The 14,167-nt window shown below is 74.4% G+C and carries 15 protein-coding genes; 2 read left to right on the top strand and 13 right to left on the bottom strand.

Annotated features, from left to right (window positions below; genetic code table 11):
• Positions 1-26 precede the first annotated feature (26 nt).
• On the top strand, positions 27-860 hold the full coding sequence (locus O7618_RS08345) for an alpha/beta hydrolase (protein ID WP_278105419.1): 834 nt from the start codon (positions 27-29) through the stop codon (positions 858-860).
• Here the strand turns inward: O7618_RS08345 and O7618_RS08340 are convergent.
• The 13 genes from O7618_RS08340 to O7618_RS08280 form a co-directional block, all read right to left on the bottom strand.
• Positions 850-2,199, bottom strand: coding sequence for a hypothetical protein (locus tag O7618_RS08340; RefSeq protein WP_278105418.1), 1,350 nt, complete (start codon positions 2,197-2,199; stop codon positions 850-852). The two genes, O7618_RS08345 and O7618_RS08340, sit on opposite strands and share 11 nt — an antisense overlap.
• Before the next feature lie 3 nt (positions 2,200-2,202).
• On the bottom strand, positions 2,203-3,168 hold the full coding sequence (locus O7618_RS08335) for a transketolase C-terminal domain-containing protein (protein ID WP_278105417.1): 966 nt from the start codon (positions 3,166-3,168) through the stop codon (positions 2,203-2,205).
• Positions 3,168-4,139 (bottom strand): thiamine pyrophosphate-dependent dehydrogenase E1 component subunit alpha, encoded by a 972-nt coding sequence (locus O7618_RS08330; protein WP_278105416.1) that lies wholly within the window; start codon positions 4,137-4,139, stop codon positions 3,168-3,170. Before O7618_RS08330 ends, O7618_RS08335 begins: the two co-directional genes overlap by 1 nt.
• Positions 4,136-4,933: a DUF3050 domain-containing protein gene (locus O7618_RS08325; protein WP_278105415.1), complete on the bottom strand. Its 798-nt coding sequence runs from the start codon at positions 4,931-4,933 to the stop codon at positions 4,136-4,138. Before O7618_RS08325 ends, O7618_RS08330 begins: the two co-directional genes overlap by 4 nt.
• Before the next feature lie 2 nt (positions 4,934-4,935).
• Positions 4,936-5,859: a phytanoyl-CoA dioxygenase family protein gene (locus tag O7618_RS08320; protein WP_278105414.1), complete on the bottom strand. Its 924-nt coding sequence runs from the start codon at positions 5,857-5,859 to the stop codon at positions 4,936-4,938.
• Positions 5,856-6,959: a 4-hydroxyphenylpyruvate dioxygenase gene (gene hppD, locus O7618_RS08315; protein WP_278105413.1), complete on the bottom strand. Its 1,104-nt coding sequence runs from the start codon at positions 6,957-6,959 to the stop codon at positions 5,856-5,858. Before hppD ends, O7618_RS08320 begins: the two co-directional genes overlap by 4 nt.
• A gap of 60 nt (positions 6,960-7,019) precedes the next feature.
• Positions 7,020-8,261, bottom strand: a complete 1,242-nt coding sequence (locus O7618_RS08310; RefSeq protein ID WP_278105412.1) for a beta-ketoacyl-[acyl-carrier-protein] synthase family protein — start codon at positions 8,259-8,261, stop codon at positions 7,020-7,022.
• A complete protein-coding gene (locus O7618_RS08305; RefSeq protein ID WP_278105411.1) occupies positions 8,258-9,877 on the bottom strand; it encodes a class I adenylate-forming enzyme family protein in 1,620 nt (539 codons plus the stop codon). The genes O7618_RS08310 and O7618_RS08305 overlap by 4 nt, the downstream gene beginning before the upstream one ends.
• The gene (locus O7618_RS08300; RefSeq protein ID WP_278105410.1) at positions 9,874-10,365 is read right to left on the bottom strand and encodes a hypothetical protein; all 492 of its coding nucleotides are present in this window, start codon (positions 10,363-10,365) and stop codon (positions 9,874-9,876) included. The genes O7618_RS08305 and O7618_RS08300 overlap by 4 nt, the downstream gene beginning before the upstream one ends.
• A gap of 107 nt (positions 10,366-10,472) precedes the next feature.
• Positions 10,473-11,603: a beta-ketoacyl synthase N-terminal-like domain-containing protein gene (locus tag O7618_RS08295; protein WP_278105409.1), complete on the bottom strand. Its 1,131-nt coding sequence runs from the start codon at positions 11,601-11,603 to the stop codon at positions 10,473-10,475.
• Positions 11,596-11,841 (bottom strand): acyl carrier protein, encoded by a 246-nt coding sequence (locus O7618_RS08290; protein ID WP_181568697.1) that lies wholly within the window; start codon positions 11,839-11,841, stop codon positions 11,596-11,598. The genes O7618_RS08295 and O7618_RS08290 overlap by 8 nt, the downstream gene beginning before the upstream one ends.
• The gene (locus tag O7618_RS08285; RefSeq protein ID WP_091056030.1) at positions 11,841-12,104 is read right to left on the bottom strand and encodes an acyl carrier protein; all 264 of its coding nucleotides are present in this window, start codon (positions 12,102-12,104) and stop codon (positions 11,841-11,843) included. The genes O7618_RS08290 and O7618_RS08285 overlap by 1 nt, the downstream gene beginning before the upstream one ends.
• A gap of 217 nt (positions 12,105-12,321) precedes the next feature.
• Positions 12,322-13,707: a class I adenylate-forming enzyme family protein gene (locus O7618_RS08280; RefSeq protein ID WP_278105406.1), complete on the bottom strand. Its 1,386-nt coding sequence runs from the start codon at positions 13,705-13,707 to the stop codon at positions 12,322-12,324.
• Positions 13,708-13,909: 202 nt separating this feature from the next.
• Here O7618_RS08280 and O7618_RS08275 point away from each other — a divergent pair, with 202 nt between their 5' ends.
• Positions 13,910-14,122 carry a hypothetical protein gene (locus O7618_RS08275; protein ID WP_278105405.1) on the top strand — a complete coding sequence of 71 codons (213 nt, stop codon included), beginning with the start codon at positions 13,910-13,912 and terminating at the stop codon, positions 14,120-14,122.
• Positions 14,123-14,167: the final 45 nt, after the last annotated feature.

Below are 14,167 nucleotides of genomic sequence, written 5' to 3'. Positions count from 1 at the left end.
GGTTTTGTGGGTCGGAGGAGACAGTCATGCAGCGGATCACGGCGCCGGACGGCGCGGGCATCGTCCTGCACAGCACGGGCACCGGACCGGGTCTCGTGGTGGTGCACGGCGGCGGGGTGACCATCCGGGAATACCGCCTGCTGGTCGCCCGGCTCGCCGACCGGTTCACCGTGCACCTCTACAACCGACGGGGCCGGGCGGACGCCGCGGCGCGGCGCGAGCCGTACACGGTGGAGCAGGAGATCGACGACCTCGGCGCGGTGCTCGCGCACACCGGCACGCGCTGGGCGATCGGGCACAGCTACGGCGCGTTCGTGGTGCTGCGCGCCGCGCTGCGGTTGCCGATGGACCGGATCGCGGTCTACGACGCCCCGCTGCGGCTGGACGGACGCGGCATGCCGATGGCGTTTCTCGACCCGGCCGAGGCGGCGGTGCGGGCCGGCGACACCGCCCGGGCCCTGGCGATCGTGGCCGCGGCCGTCGACCCGCAGAACCCCGCGTCGCGACTGCCGCTGGCGGTGCGCACGGCGATCACGCGGCTCTTCCTACGGACCGAGGTCGGGCGGACGATGGGCGCGCTGGTGGGCATGACGCTAGCTGAGTCGCGGCAGATCGTGGCGCACGAGGGCCCGGCCGAGCAGTACGCCGGCATCACCGCCGAGGCGTTGCTGGTCAGCGGCGCCAAGGCCGCGCCGTTCTTCACCGAGACCAACGACATGCTGGCCGCCACGCTCCCCCACGCCCACACGCTGCGCGTCCCCGGCAGCCCGCACAACGGCATCGCCGCCGCGCCCCCCGCCCTCATCGACCCGCTGACCGCCTTCTTCACCGCGCCGACCGCGGGCGAGGTCAGTCGGTGAGCAGGACGCCGGTCATGAGGACGCCCCGGGCCAGGTTGAGCACGCCCTCGCAGCCGGGATAGCCCACCCGGGCCAGCGCGCCGGAGCCGGTGCGGCCGAACAGGTACGGGGCGAGGCTGTACGGGACGTCGGCGGTCACCGTCTCGCCGGTCTCGATCTGCACGAAGTCCATCGCCACCCGGTCCGCCTCGTGATAACGCTGGAGGATGTGACCGCCCGCGTCGATCGCGGCCCGGACCCCGTCCTCCCAGGCCACCGCGCTGCACTCCGGCCCGATCAGCACGCCGTGCCCCGCCGACCCGCCGGCCGGCTTCGCCACCAGGTCGGCCTGCTCGGTGAGCGCCCGGTCGAGCTGGTCGGCGGTGAGCGCCACGGTGTGCGGCACGTACCGGCGGATCAGCGCCCGGTCGGTCTCCGGCAGCAGGTCCAGGTCGGCCCAGAGCCAGGCGTAGTTCAGCTTGTTGCTGAGCAGCCAGGCCGCGCTGCTGACGAACATCGGCAGCGTCCCGGCCGCCAACGCGCCGGCCACCGCGTCCAGCCCGGCGCTGGGGGTGACCCGGTTCGGCACGAAGAGCCGGAACAGCGCGTCCACCGGGGCGCCGCCGACGACCAGCCGACTCTCCCCGTCCAGCGTGGCGGCGGTGACCGGGGCGATGACCAGGTCGATGCCGAACCGCCGGGCCTGGTCGGCGAGCGGGGAGAGGATCCGGATGAACGTCTCCGGGTCGTCCAGCCCCGGATATTCCGCCTCGAAGTCCATCAACAGCGCCACCCGCGCGCCGTCGGGCAGGCCGAGACTGTCCCGGATGGCGACGAACCGCTGGTCCAGCAGGGACGGCGCGGGCCGGACCCCGTCCAGCAGGCCGTGCGCGCGGTACAGCTCCGCGTACCGCTGGATCACGGTGTCGGCGTCGAAGCCGCCGCCGAGGCTGCTGTCGATGTTGTACTCCACGATGCACGGCACGCCGCCGGAGAACAGCACGTCCGGCCGGTACGCGGCCAGCAGCCCGTCGTGCAGCTCCTCGTCCGGGTCCAGCAGCCGGGTCTCCCCCTCCGGCACGTCCAGCAGCCGGCGCAGCTCACCGGCGGTGCGGGCGCGCCGCCGGCAGGCGTCCAGGATGAGCTGGACGATCCGGTCGCAGACCTCGTTCAGCTCACGGAACGCGTCCGCGGTGAGCACCGGCGGGCGGGCCAGCCGCCACTGCTTGTTGTAGGTGGCCCGGCCGTGGAAGATCTCCTCCCAGGCGTCGGCGCCGGCCGTCACCATCGCCGCCCGGGTGGGCTCGGGCAGGTCGGTCCACGCCTGGCCGAGCGGCGGCCACGGGTAGTTCGGGTCCATCGTTCATCCGTCCTTGAGGGTCAGTTGGATGGCGGCGGTGAGCTGGTCCCGGTCAGGCTGCACGGCTCGGTCCAGGGCCGGCGCGAAGGGCAGCACGGCGCCGTCGGGCCGGGTGACGCGCCGGGGCGGCGCGGCCAGCCGGACCCGCTCCACCACCGTTGCGATGATCTCGCCGGCGATGCCGCAGGAGCGGTTGCCGTCGTCGACCACGACCAGCCGACCGGTGCGGCGCACCGAGTCGACGAGCCCGTCGAAGTCGAACGGGTAGAGCGTGCGGGGATCGAACACCTCGACCGACGCCTGGCCGGACAGCTCCTCGGCGACCGCGAGCGCGTCGTGCACCAGGTGCCCCACCGCGACCACCGTGACGTCGTCGCCCGACCGGCGGACCACGCCCCGACCCAGCGGCACCGGCGCCGGGTCGGTCACGTCCTCCCGCAGCTCCAGCGCGCCGGCCGGGGCGAACACCACCACCGGGTCGTCGCAGCGGATCGCGGAGACCAGCAGCCCGTACGCGTCGGCCGGGGTGGCCGGCACCACGGTGGTCACCCCGACGTGGGCGAAGAGCGCGTACGGGTGGTCGGAGTGCTGCCCGGCCCATCCGGTGCGGGAGCCAGAACCGGGCACCACGTAGGTGACCGGCACCGCGCACTGGCCGCCGGTCATCAGCGGGAACTTGTGCGCGTGGTTGACGATCTGCTCGAAGACCAGGAACAGCAGCGACGGGATCTGGAACTCCACCACCGGGCGGGCCCCGGCCAGCGCCGCCCCGGTGGCGAAGCTGGTGAACGCCTGCTCGGACAGCGGGGTGTCACGCACCCGCTCCGGCCCGAACCGCTTCAGGAGGCCGGTGGTGACGTTCGCGGCGGCCACCCGGATGTCCTCGCCGAGCACGACCACCGACTCGTCGCGGGTCATCTCGTCGGCGAGCGCCCGGGTGAGCGCCCTGCGATAGGAGAGCCGGGGCATCAGCCACCTCCGGTCCGGGCGGTCAGCCCGCTGGCGTACAGGTGGTCCAGGGCGGTCGCCGGGTCGGGGTGCGGGCCGGCCAGCGCGAAGTCGACGGCGGCGGCCAGCACCGCCTCGACGGACGCGTCGACCTCCGTCCGCACCGCCGGGGCCAGCCGTGCGCCCTGGATGTCGACCGGGTCCCGGGAACGCCCGGCGGTCACCTCCTCCGGCGGCCGGTAGTCGAGGCGTACCCGGTGTTCGAAGGTGTGGTGGGCGTCGAAGCGGTAGGTGTGCGCCTCGATCAGCTCGGGGCCGCCGCCGGCGCGCATCCGCGCGACGGCGGCGGCGCTCGCCGCGCGTACCGTCTCCGGGTCCTGGCCGTCGACGGCGGTCGCCGGCATGCCGAACGCCTCGGCCCGCCCGGCGATCGTGCCGGCGACCGCGCCGGCGACCGGCATGGTGGTGGCGTAGCCGTTGTTCTCGCAGACGAACAGCACCGGCACCCGCCAGAGCGCGGCCAGGTTGAACGCCTCCAGCAGCATCCCCTCGTTGACCGCGCCGTCGCCGAAGAACGTCGCGCCGACCACGTCGGCGCCGCGCCGCCGGCGCTCCCACACCGCACCGGTGAGGATCGCGCCGGCGGCCCCGACGATGGCGTTGGCGCCGAGTACGCCGACGCCGAAGTCGGCGGCGTGCATCGACCCGCCCCGGCCCCGGTTGAGCCCGGTGACCCGGCCGCACAGCTCGGCCAGCATCCGGGCCGGGTCGGCGCCCTTGGCGAGCACGTGCCCGTGCCCGCGGTGGGTGCCGGTGACCAGGTCGTCGGCGGCCAGCGCCGCGCACACCCCGGCGGCGATCCCCTCCTGACCCAGGTAGGGGTGGATGCCACCGACGATCTCCCCGGCGTCGACCAGCTCGATCGCGCGCTCCTCGAAGCGGCGGATCAGCCGGACGGTCCGGTAGAGCGCGGCCGGGTCGGCTCCGGTCACGCCGGACGGCCCTCCTTGATCGCGGCGAGGATGTCGTCCCAGAGCCGGGCGCGGGCGGCCAGCGCGTCGTTCACCGTGTCCGCGCACTCCTGCCACTTGGTGTCGTCGTCGCCGCACAGGTCGGCGAGCATCTGCATGGCCATCGGGGTGTGCTGCTCCCCGTCGACCTCGATGTGCCGCTCCAGGTAGTCGACGAACGTGTTGAGCCGGTTGCTGCGCTCGTTGACGGCGACGACCTGGGTGAACATCTCCGGGATGAGGTCCTCCCGGCCGAACGCGAACGCCGCCGCCTGGCAGTGCACCGGCGTGCTCTCGATGATCCGCCAGGTGGTGCCGGCGAACACGGCCGAGGGCGCCGGCACACCGGCCGCGCCGAGCGCCTCGGCGACCGGGCGACCGGCGCGCAGCAGGTCGACCAGGCTGTTCACGGCGGTGGTGTCGGCGCCGGCCTCGGTCATGCCGTTGACGTACAGCTCGAAGTGGCTGGTGTAGCCCTCACCCAGCTCGTCGCTCTCCTCCACCATGACGATGTCGTTGATGAGGCGGCGGCTGCCGGTGGGCCCGGTCGGGATCCACGGCACGGTGACGCAGGTGAGCTGGCGTTGCAGCGACTTCAGCAGGGACATGAAGTCCCAGACCGCGAAGACGTGGTGCTCCATGAAGGTGACCAGCGCCTCGTGGGTGTCCAGGTTGGCGTAGAGCGGGTGCTTGACCACCACGTCGCGGCGCTCGGTCACCGCCCGCTCCAACCGCTCGATGCCCGGGTGCGTCTTCCCCCAGTCGTACCGTGACATTGTCAGCCTCCCTGCTGGGCGCGGTCGCGCCAGATGACCGGGCAGTAATCGGGGTCCGCGTAGTCCGGCCGACCCTCGTGGGTGCGGCGGACCAGCACGTCGTGGTTGTACGCGGCGAGCGTGCCGTCGGAGAGCGGATACTCCCGCCAGGCGTTCTCGCCGTCCTGCAGGTGCAGCGAGATCGCCCGCCGGGGGCGACCGCTGACGTTGGCGCCGCTGCCGTGGTAGGTGCGGCAGTGGTGGAAGCTCATGTGCCCCTTCGGGATCACCATGGGGATCTTGCGGATCTCGGCGTGGTTGTGCGCCGCGTTCTCGGCCAGCATCACCTCGAGCTGGTCGCGGTCCCGGTCGGCGAAGTGCCGGACCACGGTGTCGTCGGCGCCGATCTCCCGCCAGCGGTGCGAGCCGTCGACCATGGTGATGGTGCCCATCTCCTCGCCGCAGTCGTGGAACGGGATGAACGCGGTGAGCATGTTCTCCGACGACGACGACGCCCAGTAGTGCTTGTCGAAGTGCCAGGGCACGATGTTCGAGGGCTCGCCGGCGACCGGCGGCTTCCAGATCAGCGTGGACTGGAAGATCCGGATCTCGACGGCCCGGGCCAGCCGGGCGGCGACCGCCCCGATCAGCGGCTTGCGCAGGATCCGGGCGATGCCGTCGTGCTCGTGGTGGACGTAGTCGTTGTGCCGCTGCACGTCGCCGCGCGACGGGTCCCAGTAGGCCAGCTTCGGCGGACGCACCGGCAGCCGCCGGTCCCGCTCGCCCGCGTAGTAGCGGTCGGTCGCCGCGACGAGGGCGTCCACCTCGTCGTCGGTGAGCAGCTTCTTCGACAGGTACCAGCCGTGCTCGGCGTAGTGCCGGACGTCGTCGTCGGAGGGCAGCAGCGCCTCCTCCTCGACGGTCAGCCCGGGATCGATGGTCGTCATACCCCTGCTCCTGCCCCTCCGGCCGCGACGGCAGGGTTCGCCCCCGCCGCGGCCAGCTCACGTTCCTTCGCCTCGTAGAGGGCCTTGATGTTGCCGTTGCCGAAGGTGCGTGCCCCGCGCCGCTCGATGAGTTCGAGGAAGAGCGTGCGGCGCACGTGCATCGACTCGGTGAAGATCTGCAGGAGCTGCCCGTCGTGGTCGGAGTCGACCAGAATGCTCAGCTCGCGCAGCCGGTCGACGGGCGCGTCGAGCCGCCCGACCCGCTGTTCCAGGTCGTCGTAGTAGGCGCCCGGCGTACGGGCGAACCGCACCCCCCGGTCGGCGAGCGCGCTGACCGCGGTCACGATGTCGTCGGTGCGCAGCCCGAGGTGCTGCACGCCGGCGCCGGCATGCCAGCGCAGGAACTCCTCGATCTGCCCGGGCCGGGCGCTCGTGTCCGGCTCCAGCAGCACCAGGGTCACCTGCCCGGACGGGCTCTGCACGGCCTTGGAGTTCATCGCCTGGCCGGCGACCTCGGTGTGCTCGGCGAAGATCTCGGCGAAGCCGAACACCTTCTCGTAGTGCGCGACCGTCTCGTCGAGCTGCCCGGGCGGCACGCAGACCGCCAGGTGGTCCACCTCGGCCAGCAGCGCGTCGCCGTCCGCCGCCGGCACCGGCTCGATCGCGCCGGGCAGGAACACGCTCCGGTCGCCGCGCCGCTCGACGAGGCGGTGCAGCACGTCGCCGAAGCCGCCGACCTCGGCGAGCACCACCTCGGCGTCCGCGCCGGTGAAGGTGCGCGGCGGCGTCACCCCGGTCGCGCCCCGTTCCACCAGCTCGGCGTACGCCCCGGCGGCGTCGTCGACCGCGAGGGCCACCACCGCGATGCCGTCGCCGTGCCGGTGCACGTAGGTGGCGGCCGGGTGCTCGGCGGACAGGCCGGTGGTGAGCAGCAGCCGGATGCCGGCCTGCGCCAGCAGCAGCGTGCGTTGCCCGGCGAGCCCGGTCTCCGGGCCGCCCTGGCCGTGCAGCCGGAACCCGACCGCGTTGTCGAAGTAGAAGGCCGCCTGCCGGGCGTCCCCCACGTACAGCTCCAGATGGTCTATGCCGTTGACGTGCATGGGCTTCCCCCTCTTCCCCCGTGATCGCGACCCGGGCACCTCACCCGGGGGTGGAGTCGGTCAGCCCGGCACCGGGGTGGCGACCCGGCGCAGCAGCAGGCTGACGTTCTGGCCGCCGAACCCGAACGAGTTCGTCAGCGCGTGGTCGGTCCGGGTGGGCCGGGGCACGGCGCGGACGTGGTCCGCCTCGCACTCCGGGTCCGGGTCGTCCAGGTGGTACGTGGGTGGGAGCAGGCCGCGCCCGAGCGCCAGCGCGGTGGCCGCCGCCTCCAGCACCCCGGACGCGCCGAGCAGGTGCCCGGTGAGCGCCTTGGTGGAGCTGACCGGCACCCCACCGCGGCCGAACACGTCGGCCAGCGCGGTGGTCTCGGCGATGTCGCCGAGCTTGGTGCCGGTGCCGTGCGCGTTGACGTAGCCGACGTCGGCCGGTGCGATCCCGCCGGCGGCCACTGCCTTGCGCATGCACGCGGCCGCGCCGGCGCCGTCGGGGCGCGGCGCGGTCGGGTGGTACGCGTCGGTGGTCGTCCCGTAGCCGGCGACCTCGGCGTAACCGGTCACGCCCCGCGCGGCGGCGTGCCCGGCCCGCTCCAGCACCAGCAGCGCGGCGCCCTCGGCGAGCACGAACCCGTTGCGCCGTTTGTCGAACGGCCGGCTCGCCTCGGTGGGTTCGTCCCAGCCCCGGGCCAGCGCCCGGGCGTTGCCGAAGGTGTCGGCGAACGTGCCGAACAGCGGCGCCTCGCTCGCCCCGCACACCACCACGTCGGCCTCGCCGGCGCGGATGAGGCGTACCCCCTCGGCGACGGCCTGGGCGCCGGACGCGCAGGCCGTGCCGACCGACGAGCTGTAGCCGCGGATGCCGTGCGCGATGGCGATACGCGCCGAGGGCATGTTCGGCAGGATGCCGGTGAGCAGGTACGGGCTGACCGCGGCCCGGCCCCGGTCGGCCCGGGCCAGGACCTGGCTCTCCAGCGTGGACATCCCGCCCACCCCGCCGACGATCACCGCGATCCGCTCCGGGTCCACGTCGCGCCCGACCTGGATGCCCGCGTCGGCGAGCGCCTCCGCGGCGGTGATCAGGGCGAGCAGCACGACCCGGTCGAGGATCTTCGTCTCCGGTCCGCGGGCGACGCTGCGCGGGTCGATCGGGGGCAGCACCCCGGCCACCTCCAGGCTGTCGCGCGCCGGGTGTCCCTCGGGGGGCCGGCGCAGCCCGGAGCGGCCGGTGAGCAGCGCGTCGATCGTCTCGGCCACGCCGCGCCCGACCGGGGTGAACAGGCCCATGCCGGTGATCAGCGCGGTCATGACGGCGCCTCGGTCAGGTAGCGCTCGCGCAGCGCCACCTTGCGCACCTTGCCGGTCACGGTGACCGGGATGTCGTCGGCGCGTACCGGCACCACCCGGCGCAGCGTGGCCGCCACGTCCGGGCCGAGCGCGGCGCGGATGCGGTCGGTGCGCTCCGCCGCCGGGTCGGCGCCGGCCGCCAACTCCAGCAGCACGTCCGTGGTGACGCTGCCGTCGTCCGCCTTGACGATCACGACCGTGCAGTCGGTGACGTCGGCGCAGGCGGCGAGGATCCGCTCCTCGGACAGCGCGGTGAAGAAGCGCTTCCCGTCGGCCGTCTCGATCGAGTCGACCGCCCGGTCCAGGTGGTAGTAGCGGCCGTCGTCGTCGGCGTACACCAGGTCGCCGGTGAGGTACCAGCCGCGCAGCCGGTAGCGGTAGGTGGTGACCGAGTCGTTCCAGTAGCCACGGAACAGCGACGGGGAGTCGATGCCCAGCCACCCGACCTGCCCGGCGGGCAGCTCGTTGCCGTCGGCGTCGAGCACCGCCACGGTCGCGAAGCGATAGGGGCGGCCGACGCAGCGGCCGTAGTGGTCGGTGTCCACGGTGTGCGTGACGTGGAACATCGAGTGGCCCATCTCGCTGGAGCCGAGCCCGTCGATGAAGACCGAGCCGGGCACCCGGGTCACCCCGGCGCGGGTCACCACGTCCCGGGAGCCGACCGCGACCAGCCGGCGCACGTGTGGCTCGTGCGAGCAGTCACCGGTGTTGAACCACAGCCGCACCGAGTCGAGGTCGTAGCCGGACAGGTCGAAGCGGGCCAGCTCGGCCCAGGTCACCGAGAAGCCGAACACGCCGTCCGGGCGCCACCGCTGGATCGCGTCGAGCACCCGTTCGCCGCCCTGCTCGGAGAGGAGGAACATCTCGGCCCGGTTGCCGAGCGCCTGGTTGACCATGAGCACGGTGGCGGTGTGCGGTGCGGGCAGCGCGTTGAGGATCCGGCGGGTGCCCTGCGCCTGCGGCATGGACAGCAGGTGCCGGGTGGCGGCGAAGAGGCTGGCGTGCGAGTGCAGCACCGCCTTCGGCACCCCGGTGGTGCCGGAGGTGTGCGTGATCACGATCGGGTCGTCCTGGTGGTGCCGGTACGGCGCGGGCGCGACCTCCGGGTCCCCGGTGCCGGCCGTCGCCGGCTCGCCGAGCATCGGTGCGCCCAGGTCGTGCCCGGCCAGCGCGGCGGCGTGCGAGGCGTCGGCGAGCACCCCGCCGGCACGCAGCCGGCGGATGTACTCGGCCGCGATCTCCGGGCGCAGCTTGCCGTTCATCAGCGCCGGGATGGCGCCGAGCCGGGTCAGCGCCAGGAACGACAGCACCATGTCGGCGGCGGCGCCGGCCCAGACCGCGACCGGGTCGCGCCGCCGTACCCCGCGTTCGTGCAGCCAGGCGGCCCGGGCGGCGACCATCCGGTCGAGTTCGCCGAGCGTCAGCGGGGTCTCGGCCGGGTGGCCGTCGACGGCGGTGTCGAACGTGAGCCCCGGGCCGTCCGGGTCGGCGCCGTGGGCCAGCACCCGGGCGAGCACGTTGCCCGCGCCCAGTTCGGTGTCGGCGGCCAGCGCGCCGCGCAGTCCCTTCGTCCTCATTGACGTGTCCTCTCCCCCAGCAGCACCGCGGTCGCCTCGCCCGGCGTACCGTCCGGTGCCAGTTCGATCAGGATCAGCAACGCCTGGGCGGCGTCGCCGTCGTGGCGTAACAGGTCGGCCTCGGCCTCCCCCTCGGTCCTCGGGTCGCCGGTCGGGCTCAGGCACACCACCGGCCCGTCCAGCCCCCAGCGGGCCGCGACGTGCCCGGCCACGCTGTTCGGCACCGACTGGAAGAAGAACAGCGGCCCCACCCGCCCACCGGCGCCGACGGTGGCCCGCACGTGCGCCGCGCCGGCGGCGTCCCCGCTCGCGCTGGCCAGCAGCACCGCCGTGCGGTTCCCGCCCGGCAGCGGCCCGGAACCGTACCGCCGGGTGAGGCACCGCTCGGCGACCGCCACGACGAGCGGCGCGAACCCCGAGTGCACGAACCCCGGCACCCCCGGCGCCGCACCGTCCCCGTCCTCGGGCCAGCGCGCCTCGGCCAGCACCCCCCAGCTCGTCGATCTTGCAGTAGGTGCCCCCGGTGTGGGCGTTGTGCCGCCTTTGTCGGGGCTGGAAGTGCAAGATCGCGGCGCGGGGTGGTGCGGTGGGGCGGTCACGGGGCACTCACCAGGAGAGCGGTGTTGGCGCCGCCGAAGGCGGCGTTCAGGGTCAGGGCGTGCGCGGTGTCGGCGGGGCGGGGGGCGTCGCGGACGACGTCCAGCGGGCAGTCCGGGTCGGGGGCCAGCCAGCCGGCGGTGGGCGGCAGCTTGCCGTCCCGGAGCGCCAGCACGGTGACCACCAGTTCGAGCAGCCCGGACGCCTCCAGCGCGTGCCCGTGCACCGACTTCGTGGAGCTGACCGGCAACCGCCCGGCCCGCTCGCCGAAGACCCGCCGCAACGCCGCCGCCTCGGAGGCGTCGCTGAACGGGGTGCCGGTGGCGTTCGCGTTGACGTAACCGACCGCGCCCGGGGCCAGCCCGGCGCGGCGCAGCGCCGCGTCCACCGCGCGCGCCAGACCGTCCCCGCCGGGGTGCGGCTGGCACGGGTGGTAGGCGTCCCCGGCCCGCCCCCACCCGGCCACCGTGGCCACCGTCTCCGCGCCCCGCCGGGCGGCGGCGTCGGCCGACTCCAGCACCACCGCCGCCACCCCGTCGCCGAGCAGCAGACCGGTGCGGCCGGCGCTGAACGGGCGTACCGCCCCGTCGGAGGCGAGCGCCCGGCCAGCGTCGAAGAGCGCGTACTGGTCGGGCTCGACCAGGTAGCCGGCCGCGACCACGACCCGCTCCAGGTCGCCCCGGCGGATCAGCACGGCCGCGTCGGCGACCGCGGTGCTCGCCGACACGCAGGCGGTGGTGTAGACCCGGGTCCGCCCGCCCAGGCCGCACCGGGACGACAGGTGGTCGGCGAGCGCCGGCACCGTCGGCTCGTCCACCCCCTCCGGTACGGGCAGCGAAGGCGGCCCGCCGTGGGTGGCCAGGAACAGCGCCGTGCCCGCCCGCTCGGCCGCGTCCAGCCCGGCGACCCGTACCACGTGGTCGATCGCGTCGACGAGTTCCTCGGCGAGCGTGCCGGTCGCCGGCAGGGTGGCGGCCACGGTGACCCGGCGGCCGGTGGTGTCGAAACGGCGCACCGGAGTGAACGCCGGGGCGCCGGTGAGCACCCCGGCCAGCAGCGCGTCGGCGCCCCTGCCCAGGGCGCTGACCGCGTGCGTGCCGGTGATCCGTACGGAGTCCCGCTCAGCCATCTGCGGGAGCGGTGAGCGAGGTGTGGAACACCGCCAGCGCGTCGTCGACGGTGCGGATGCCGGCGAGCTGGTCGTCGGTGAGGTCGAGCCGGCGGTCGTAGCGCTGCTCGACGAGGTGCACCAGCCAGGCCAGCTCCATCGAGCCGACCCGGTCCGGCACCTGGTCGGCGGGTTTCGCGGTCAGTTCGGCGAGCATGCTCACCAGGTCAGCTCGCCCCAGGTCGGGCTGACCGGACATCAGGAGTGGTCGCTGTTCGCGGCGGCCCGGTCGGCCACCATGGTGGTGAACTCGCCGACCGTCATCAGCGCCAGCTTCTCCGACTCGTCGTCGGCGAACTTCAACCCGTAGCGGTCCTCGACGCGGACGGCGAGGTCGGCCAGCGCCAGCGATTCCAGGTCGACGCCGGAGGGGCCGAGGGTGGTGGCGTCGTCGATCTCCTCGACGTCGTAGTTCATGTCGGCGAGCTGCTCGATGACGAAGGTGCGGACCTCGTCGCGCATGGGCGGAACCTCATTTCCAGGTGAAACAGTTACCGGTGCCCGGTCGGGACACCGTGTCCTTCAGGGACCGGCCGGGCCGTCGGCGTCGCACGGGAGCTGACGCCGCGGCGAGTCCGGCGCGCGGGTGGCGCGCCGTCCGGTCGGACCGGGTTGGGATCGGGGTACGCCGGTCGCCCGCCGGACGCCCGGTGGTGGTCGTGCTCACGCAGCGGGCCGGTCACGAGACCGCCTCCCGCAGCGCCGGAACGGAACGGACCAGCTTGCCGGTGGTGGTGCGCGGCAACTGCTCCAGCAGGTGCAGCGCGCGGGGCCGCTTGAAGCCGGCCAGCCGCTCGGCGAGCAGGCGGTCCAGCGCGTCCTCGGTCAGCGCGCCGTCGTGCTGCACGTAGGCGCTGATCCCGTCGTCCCAGACCACCACCGCGGCGGTGACCCCGGGCAGCCCGGCGACGGTGGCCTCCACCTCGGTCAGGTCGACCTTCAGGCCGCCCACCGACACCTGCGAGTCCAGCCGGCCGCGGATGGTCACCAGCCCGGTGTCCGGGTCGACCGCGCCGGCGTCGCGGGTGTGCAGCCAGCCGTCGGCCCAGCGGGTCGGGTCGGCGAGCCCGACGTACGGGTTCGCCGGGCAGCTCACCCACAGCTCGCCGTCCTGTTCCCGCACCCGGATGCCGGGGGCGGGGGCGATCGCCGGCCGGTGGCGCCCGTACAGGTCGGTGCCGATGACGCCGACCTCGGTCATCCCGTACATGTTGCCCAGCGGGACGCCGTAGCGGTCGGTGAAGGCCCGGGCGACCGCGGCGGGCACCAGCTCGCCGCCGGTGGTCATCCGGGCGAGCTGGGGCAGCGGCCCGCTGGGCACGGTGGAGGCGAGCAGCCCGATGTGGAACGGCACGCCGAGCACGGTGGCCGGGGTGTCCTGGGCGGCGACGGCGGCGAGCACCTCGTCGCCGCTGAGCCGCTCCGGCGGGCACAGCTCGACGCCGGCGTGCAGGCCGTAGAGCAGCCCGCCGACCAGGCCGAGCACGTGCACCATGCTGGGCAGCAGGATGATCCGTTCGCCGGGCCGGGCCACCCCGTCGATCTCGGTGTAGCGGCGTACCTCGGCGGCCAGGTCCGCGGCGGTGCGCCCGATCACCTTGGACGGCCCGGTGGAGCCGGAACTGAGCTGGATCACCGCGTGCGGGCTGCCGGCCGGCCGGTCGGACCAGGCGCGTACCCCGGCGGTGACGTCGACGAAGACGCGCAGCGCGCCGCCGCCGGTGCGCACCGGGGCGACCACCACCTGCGGCTGGAGGCGGTGCAGCGCCCGGTCGACCTCGTGGTCGGTGAGCCGGTGGTCGAGCAGCACCGCCTGGCCGCCGGCGCGCCAGGTGGCGAGCAGGTGCGCCACGTACGCCAGCGACGGCGGCAGGCGCAGCGCGGTGGCCCCGCCGCGACGCAGCCCGGCCCCGGTCAGCCGTTCCTGCGCCTCGCCGACCAGCCGGCGCAGCGTGCCCCGGTCGACCGGTTCGGGGAGGCGCAGACAGATGTCGCTCGCGGCCCCGGCGAGCAGGATGTCGTCCACCCAACCCGCCGTCGACTGTGGATCTTCCGCCCCGGTCACGACCCGCCACCGCCCAGCCTAGAGATACGTGAGGCCCGCTCCCCTTGGGAGCTGACGGAACCCTACGTCGGGCCTTGTCCGCATCGCCAGATGCAAATGGCTAGATCCAAAACAGCGGCTGGGTGGATTGCTCAGGCTCGATCGGACAGGCAGGATCGGGCGCACGCCGGCTTGGTGGCCCGCCGGCCGCGCCGTCCTGCGCGTGTCGCGGACGGCCGGACGGTTGGGCAGTCGCCGCCCCGACATCGGTGGGCCGGGGCGGCCCACCGATGTGGAGGGGGAAGCCCTGCGCGGTTTCTACCTGGTCCTGCTCGTCGTGCTGGTCGTGGCGCTCGTCGGCCTCCGGTTCTGGCTGCCGGGCCGCGCCCGGGACGCCGGCCGTAACCTGCGCCGCCGCGCCGACGGCGAGGGCTGAGGGGCCCGGCCCGGCGGGACACGGCCGGCGAAGCGGGCGCGGGCG

The organism is Micromonospora sp. WMMD980, assembly GCF_029626035.1.
Classification (GTDB): domain Bacteria; phylum Actinomycetota; class Actinomycetes; order Mycobacteriales; family Micromonosporaceae; genus Micromonospora.
Note: the sequence above shows the minus strand (reverse complement) of the source record. Positions and strands in the feature narration are given on the sequence as shown.

Bases quoted from the DNA above. Each gene is read 5' to 3' on its own strand.
- O7618_RS08310 (WP_278105412.1), bottom strand. From the start codon at position 8,261: ATGACCGCGCTGATCACCGGCATGGGCCTGTTCACCCCGGTCGGGCGC.
- O7618_RS08295 (WP_278105409.1), bottom strand. From the start codon at position 11,603: ATGGCTGAGCGGGACTCCGTACGGATCACCGGCACGCACGCGGTCAGC.
- O7618_RS08285 (WP_091056030.1), bottom strand. From the start codon at position 12,104: ATGCGCGACGAGGTCCGCACCTTCGTCATCGAGCAGCTCGCCGACATG.
- O7618_RS08290 (WP_181568697.1), bottom strand. From the start codon at position 11,841: ATGTCCGGTCAGCCCGACCTGGGGCGAGCTGACCTGGTGAGCATGCTC.
- O7618_RS08340 (WP_278105418.1), bottom strand. From the start codon at position 2,199: ATGGACCCGAACTACCCGTGGCCGCCGCTCGGCCAGGCGTGGACCGAC.
- hppD (WP_278105413.1), bottom strand. From the start codon at position 6,959: ATGCACGTCAACGGCATAGACCATCTGGAGCTGTACGTGGGGGACGCC.
- O7618_RS08305 (WP_278105411.1), bottom strand. From the start codon at position 9,877: ATGAGGACGAAGGGACTGCGCGGCGCGCTGGCCGCCGACACCGAACTG.
- O7618_RS08320 (WP_278105414.1), bottom strand. From the start codon at position 5,859: ATGACGACCATCGATCCCGGGCTGACCGTCGAGGAGGAGGCGCTGCTG.
- O7618_RS08325 (WP_278105415.1), bottom strand. From the start codon at position 4,933: ATGTCACGGTACGACTGGGGGAAGACGCACCCGGGCATCGAGCGGTTG.
- O7618_RS08345 (WP_278105419.1), top strand. From the start codon at position 27: ATGCAGCGGATCACGGCGCCGGACGGCGCGGGCATCGTCCTGCACAGC.
- O7618_RS08335 (WP_278105417.1), bottom strand. From the start codon at position 3,168: ATGCCCCGGCTCTCCTATCGCAGGGCGCTCACCCGGGCGCTCGCCGAC.